The following is a 5,682-nucleotide window of genomic DNA, read 5'->3' as shown; positions in this document are numbered from 1 at the left end:
CAGCTCCCACTAACGAAATTGCAAAAAACGGTAACGGGAATTTTATTGCCGTCGATGTAAACAATGATGGTGAAATTCAGATCTCAGAAGCAGAGCAGGTAGTGATTCTAAATGTGGAAATGGACTCAGTTCAGGTACACAATACTGTAACCGGAGAAGTTAATTTTCCGTATTATTTTAGCCATCTTCCAGATAATATTTCTGATGCATTGCTTTTTACAAACGTTGAAGAACTCTATATTTCAGATACTAAAAATGCGAATATCAGTTTTTTAAATAATACTAAAATTAAAAAACTGATGTGTATGAACCGCTGGTTCTATAATGAAGGATCTTACAACGGAAATGTCTATGAAGGTGATTTTTATCCGGTTGATTTTACTATAGATAATTGTCCGTCGATTTTAACGATGAATGACATTAGTGCTTATTATCATCCCGGTTTTGAAGGAGAAACCATCTTTAGAATTAAAAACAATCCGCAGTTTAACGGAGCATTGGTTTTAAATAACAGATTGATTTCAGAACTGTATTTCGAAAATATCAATTTAACATCAATTAATATTAATGATTGCAGAGGGCTTGCAAAATTATCTGTTCCCAATATTGCAACACTACAGACGATTAATATTACCAATACAGAAGATTCACATGCTGGCTTAGATCAAGAAATAAATTTGGTTGCAAATAATTGTACCACTTTGCAGGAAATTATTTTAGATGGTGATTATTCTGACAATCATGCAGTTTATTTATCGGCAATCAACGTAAACGGATGTACTTCTTTAAAGAAAATAAAAGGTCTCAATGCTCCTAATATTGATTTTTCGGCAGCCGGATTGGTAAATCTTGAAGAATTGAATTGTGCTTTTCATAATCGCTATGACTATACAGGTTCATCCATAGGAACTGTAACATTAGGTAAAGTAAATACGCTCAATCTTACGGGACTTCCAAAGCTGAAAAAGCTTCTGGCTTATAATCAGCCTATAAATAATATAAATTTTACAGTTTGCCCATTACTTGAAGAAATCGATATTGTAAATTCTGCATGTTTCATGACTGATATCAACGTAAGTAATTTGGTAAATCTTCATACGCTTAAAGCCTACAGAGGTGCTGATGATGGGAATGTGGCGGGAAGCCTTCCTGCGAATTTACAGCATATTAATGCACAGAATTGTACATCTCTAATCAATTTAAATATAAAAATTAACGATAACTTACAAAGCTTAAATTTACAAAATTGCTCAAGTTTACAAAGTTTAATTATGGGTTTGAACCCAATAATGAATTATTTTCCAAATCTGACTAATTTAAATATACAACAGTGTACATCCCTTGAAGAATTGATCGTTTCAAGAACGAAAGTAAATGCTCTCAATACTGCCGGTTGTTCTTCATTAAAACTTTTAGATCTCACTGAGAATGAATTTCTTTCTCAGCTAAATACATCAGGAAGTCCTGCATTAGAAGATTTAATACTCGTCAACACTCCTTCATTAGCCAGTTTAAATACTACAAATAATATCAATTTAAAGAAAATTCTTGTCACCCAATCTCCATTTATCAATCAGTTAGACTTCTCTAATAACGCCATACTTGAAACGGTGTCTTTAGAAAATATGGCAAATCTTACTTCGGTAAATATTAACAACGGTTCTATTGAACAAAATGTTGGTTTTCAAAATTATAATTCCAATTTAGCAGTTTGTGTAGATGATGCCCAATTGACAGCATTACAGGCTCAATATCCTAGTATAAATTTTTCAAGCAACTGCAGCAGTTTATTTACAACCACTTGGGATGGTTCTAATTGGTCAAACGGTTCACCAAATGGTAAAGATGTTATCATTGCGGGCACTTATGGTACTTCTGTAGCTACGCCGGCATTCACAGCTAGAAATATTACGATTAAAAATAATGGTGTTTTAGAAATCACTTCAGGAAATACTATCACCGCTTTAAATGTAATAATTGAAGATGGAGGTAACCTTATTCAGAAAGATGTTTCTGCATTATCTTATACAGGAACTTTCAAAGTATTGAAAAACGGAAGCAGCGCCCAGAATAAATATGCATTCTGGTCTTCTCCGGTAGCCGCTCAAGATTTAACAAGTATTTACGGAACCGGAAATACTCCGCAGTTTATTACTGAATACAACACAGCGACAGATTATTTTGTAAATGCCACTTCTACAACTTCTATCATAGGAAAAGGATATTCTGTTAAAACACCTTCTGTCTCTAATGTAGCATTCGAAGGAACTCCCAATAACGGAACACAGACTTTTACATTAAACACGGCAGGTAATGGCTTCAATTTGGTTGGAAATCCGTATCCTTCAAATTTAAATCTGAACACATTCTATAACAGCAACTCGGCAAGAATCTCACATACATTCTATTTCTGGGACAACACGAGTAATTCGGTAACCACTCAGGGAGGAGCTACAACTACCAACATCGGGTATGCAACATACAATCCTTTAGTCTCAGCTTGGGTTCCTGCTCCGAATATTTCATCTGTACCTGCAGGAGTGATCGCTAATATTGGTCAGGGGTTTATTGTTAAAACATTAAATACTTCCGTAGATCCTTCATTAACTTTCAATAATGACATGAGAACAGAAACCGGAGGATCTTTCTTCAATAAAAACAATACAGCCGGAGAAGGTAAATTCTGGTTGAGATTAAACTCTTCATACAACACGAGCAATACCATCGCTATAGCTTATCTGAATGGTGCTTCAGACTCATTCGACAATTACGATTCAAAAGCAATAGCAATAGGATCTGACGCATTTTACACTGTAGCCGATGCACAGAAACTCGTGATACAGGGCAAAGCAAGCTTTGATGTGGATGATATTGTACGAGTTGGAGCCAAACATTTCGAAAACGGAAACTTTACAATCTCTTTGGTTCAAAAAGAAGGAGTATTCAATAACGGGCAACCGATCTATCTTCATGACAGAACAACCGGAACGTATACCAATCTTCAGAATGGAATGTATTCATTCACAGCTAATGCAGGTGAGTTTACAGACCGATTCGAGATTGTTTATAAACTGAATGTACTTTCTACAGTTGAAACTGAAAAAGGCACTTTTGAAGTGTACAAAAATGGTGAAGATTTTTTTGTAAGAAACGATAAAAATATAGAAAAGGTTGAAATATTTGATGCAGCCGGAAGAAAAGTAAAGATTGTTGAAGGCAATTCGAAGTCGGTAAGAATTTCTCTGGGACAAAATGGAGTTTACATTTTAAAAGCAACTTCGGCAGGTAAAAAATATACTAAAAAAATTATTAAATAAAAAAGAGAACCATGAAAAAAATTTTAATAATGTTTTTAATAGTTTTATCGGGATTTGCTTTTGCACAGAATGATTCTTCAGAAAACCCATTTATATATGAAGAGTCAAATGATTTCCAGGAGGAAGACGTTTTACCGGGAAATCCGGGTGATCCCAACCCTGCTCCGATTGATGATTATATTCCTGCTCTTTTAATTATGACAATTGTACTTACTTTTGTTTACGCAAAAAAGAAAAAATCACTTTACACATTGTAAAATATTCTTTACATTTGTTTTATTAAAATTTATAAACATGAATACATTACAACTTTTCCCGAACCACTATAAAAAAATTGGCTGGTTTATTTTTTATCCCGTCATTAATTTTAGGATTATTATCAATTTCAAATCTTATTGATTTTCCGGAAATCTCTTTGCCTGTTTTTTACAATTCAGGATTTCCTTTGAGCAGTGAAGAATCCGGATTGTTTAAAAACACAGAAATAGATCTCTTTCCGAATCTTTTCGGGATTTTAATCATCATCGGCGGAATTTTAATCGGCTGTTCTAAAGAGAAAATTGAAGATGAGTATATTTCAAGCTTAAGACTAAAATCTGTTTTCTGGAGCCTGATTGTAACCTATTCTATCGTTCTGATCTTATTTTTAACAATTTTCGGAACTCTATTCTTTACTGCAATGATTCTGATGATGTTACCTTTAATTCTATACGTTTTCAGGTTTAACTATTTATTGCTTAAAAAATGAAAAATACCATTAAAATAGAACGAGCTTTAAAGAATATTACCCAGGAAGATTTAGCAAAAAAAATCGGAGTTTCACGACAGACCATCAATGCTATGGAAGCCGGAAAATATGTTCCTTCAACCGTTTTAGCTTTAAAGATTGCAAAATATTTTGATAAAAAAGTGGAAGATATTTTTGAGCTGGAAGATGATGATTAACATTAATTAGATTACTTCTGGAATCCATATTAATAAAATCATAGAAATTCTATGGTTTTGTTTTATATTTGTTTAAAACTAAAACCTCCCACCTAATCCCTAAAAACCTAAGTCAATGAAATTCGGACAAGTAGAAGACCCTTCAAAAATAGATTTCACGTTGCCAAAAGACCATTCAAGAACGAAAGAAATTTTAAAGCAAAACAAAAAAGGGCTTGAAAATATCTCGATTGGCTGCGCAAAGTGGAATAAAACCGATCTGAAAGGCTTTTATCCGAAAGGAACAAAAGATGAACTGACGTATTACGCAACCCAGTTCAATTCCATCGAATTAAATGCAACATTCTACGGAATGCCAAGTTCAGAACAGGTATTAACATGGAAAGAAAAAACACCAAAAGATTTTAAATTTTTCCCGAAAATCACCAATACGGTTTCTCATTTCAGAAGGCTTTTAAATATTGATGATGTGGTTACACAATTTGCCACCGCCGTTCTTAATTTTGATGAGAAATTGGGAATGGTTTTCCTGCAGCTTCATGATAATTTTAAACCGAAAGATTACGAAAGGCTTGAACAGTTTATCAATAAATGGCCAAAAGAAGTTCCTTTAGCGATCGAACTCAGAAATACGGAATGGTTTACTGATGAAGAAATTTTTGATAAAACCTGCGAACTTTTCGAGCAAAATAATATCACCAATATCATCGTAGATACAGCAGGAAGACGAGATATGCTGCATATGAGATTAACAACGCCGAATGCATTCATCAGATACGTCGGTGCAAATGCAGAAAGTGATTACGAAAGATTAGACGATTGGCTGAAACATCTTACCCAATGGAAAAAAGAAGGATTGCAGAATCTTTATTTCTTTGTGCATCAGAATATCGAAAAGGCATCCCCTCTTTTATCAGCTTATTTTATTGAAAATTTAAATAAAGAATGGAAAACTGATCTTCAGATTCCTAAAATGGGACAGGAAAATATGCCAAGTTTATTTTAATAAACTCTCGCTGATTGAACAGATTTAGCAGATAAAAATCTCAAATTTATCAAGAGAATCTTCGCAATGAAAGTATTCTTTTTAGAATTATTTTTTTCTTACCAAAAGAACAAAATTCAGAAACAGTAAAAGGAAGCAAAGCGTTACCCAGATTCCCATCAGCATATTTTGGTAATGGTCTTCTTCAATTTCTTTTTTTGCGATTGCAGAAAGTTTTTCGCTCTGGTTGATGTAATTTTGTACTTCGATCATCTGATCCATATTTTTATTGGGAACAGAATGCTGTGAAAAATAAACCAGATTTTTTTTACCTAAATATCCTGCAATCCAGTATTCATCAGATTTTGTCATTTTCAAATACTCAATCCTGTAATATTCGGGACGGATTTTTCCGATATGCTTGGTTTCTAAAGG

At 33.6% G+C, this 5,682-nt stretch carries 5 protein-coding genes and 1 pseudogene; 5 read left to right on the top strand and 1 reads right to left on the bottom strand.

From position 1 onward, the window contains the following. From AB4Y90_RS16495 to AB4Y90_RS16475, 5 genes are all read left to right on the top strand, one after another. The coding region (locus tag AB4Y90_RS16495) for a T9SS type A sorting domain-containing protein (protein ID WP_441558663.1) at window positions 1–3,317 on the top strand (3,317 nt) is incomplete at its 5' end. 11 nt (window positions 3,318–3,328) lie between these two features. Then, on the top strand, window positions 3,329–3,574 hold the full coding sequence (locus AB4Y90_RS16490) for a hypothetical protein (protein WP_441558662.1): 246 nt from the start codon (window positions 3,329–3,331) through the stop codon (window positions 3,572–3,574). A gap of 77 nt (window positions 3,575–3,651) precedes the next feature. Next, a complete protein-coding gene (locus tag AB4Y90_RS16485) occupies window positions 3,652–4,065 on the top strand; it encodes a hypothetical protein (protein WP_441558661.1) in 414 nt (137 codons plus the stop codon). After that, entirely contained in the window at window positions 4,062–4,262 is a 201-nt protein-coding gene (locus tag AB4Y90_RS16480; RefSeq protein WP_441558660.1) for a helix-turn-helix transcriptional regulator, read from the top strand. Before AB4Y90_RS16485 ends, AB4Y90_RS16480 begins: the two co-directional genes overlap by 4 nt. Window positions 4,263–4,377: 115 nt before the next feature. Further along, window positions 4,378–5,268 (top strand): DUF72 domain-containing protein, encoded by an 891-nt coding sequence (locus AB4Y90_RS16475; RefSeq protein WP_441558659.1) that lies wholly within the window; start codon window positions 4,378–4,380, stop codon window positions 5,266–5,268. 87 nt (window positions 5,269–5,355) lie between these two features. Here the strand turns inward: AB4Y90_RS16475 and AB4Y90_RS16470 are convergent. Further along, a pseudogene (locus AB4Y90_RS16470) lies at window positions 5,356–5,682 on the bottom strand (hypothetical protein); the annotation flags it as partial.

The sequence above is a fragment of the Chryseobacterium sp. 2TAF14 genome, from assembly GCF_052115105.1.
Taxonomy (GTDB): domain Bacteria; phylum Bacteroidota; class Bacteroidia; order Flavobacteriales; family Weeksellaceae; genus Chryseobacterium.
This window is presented reverse-complemented; position numbering and strand designations above follow the sequence as displayed.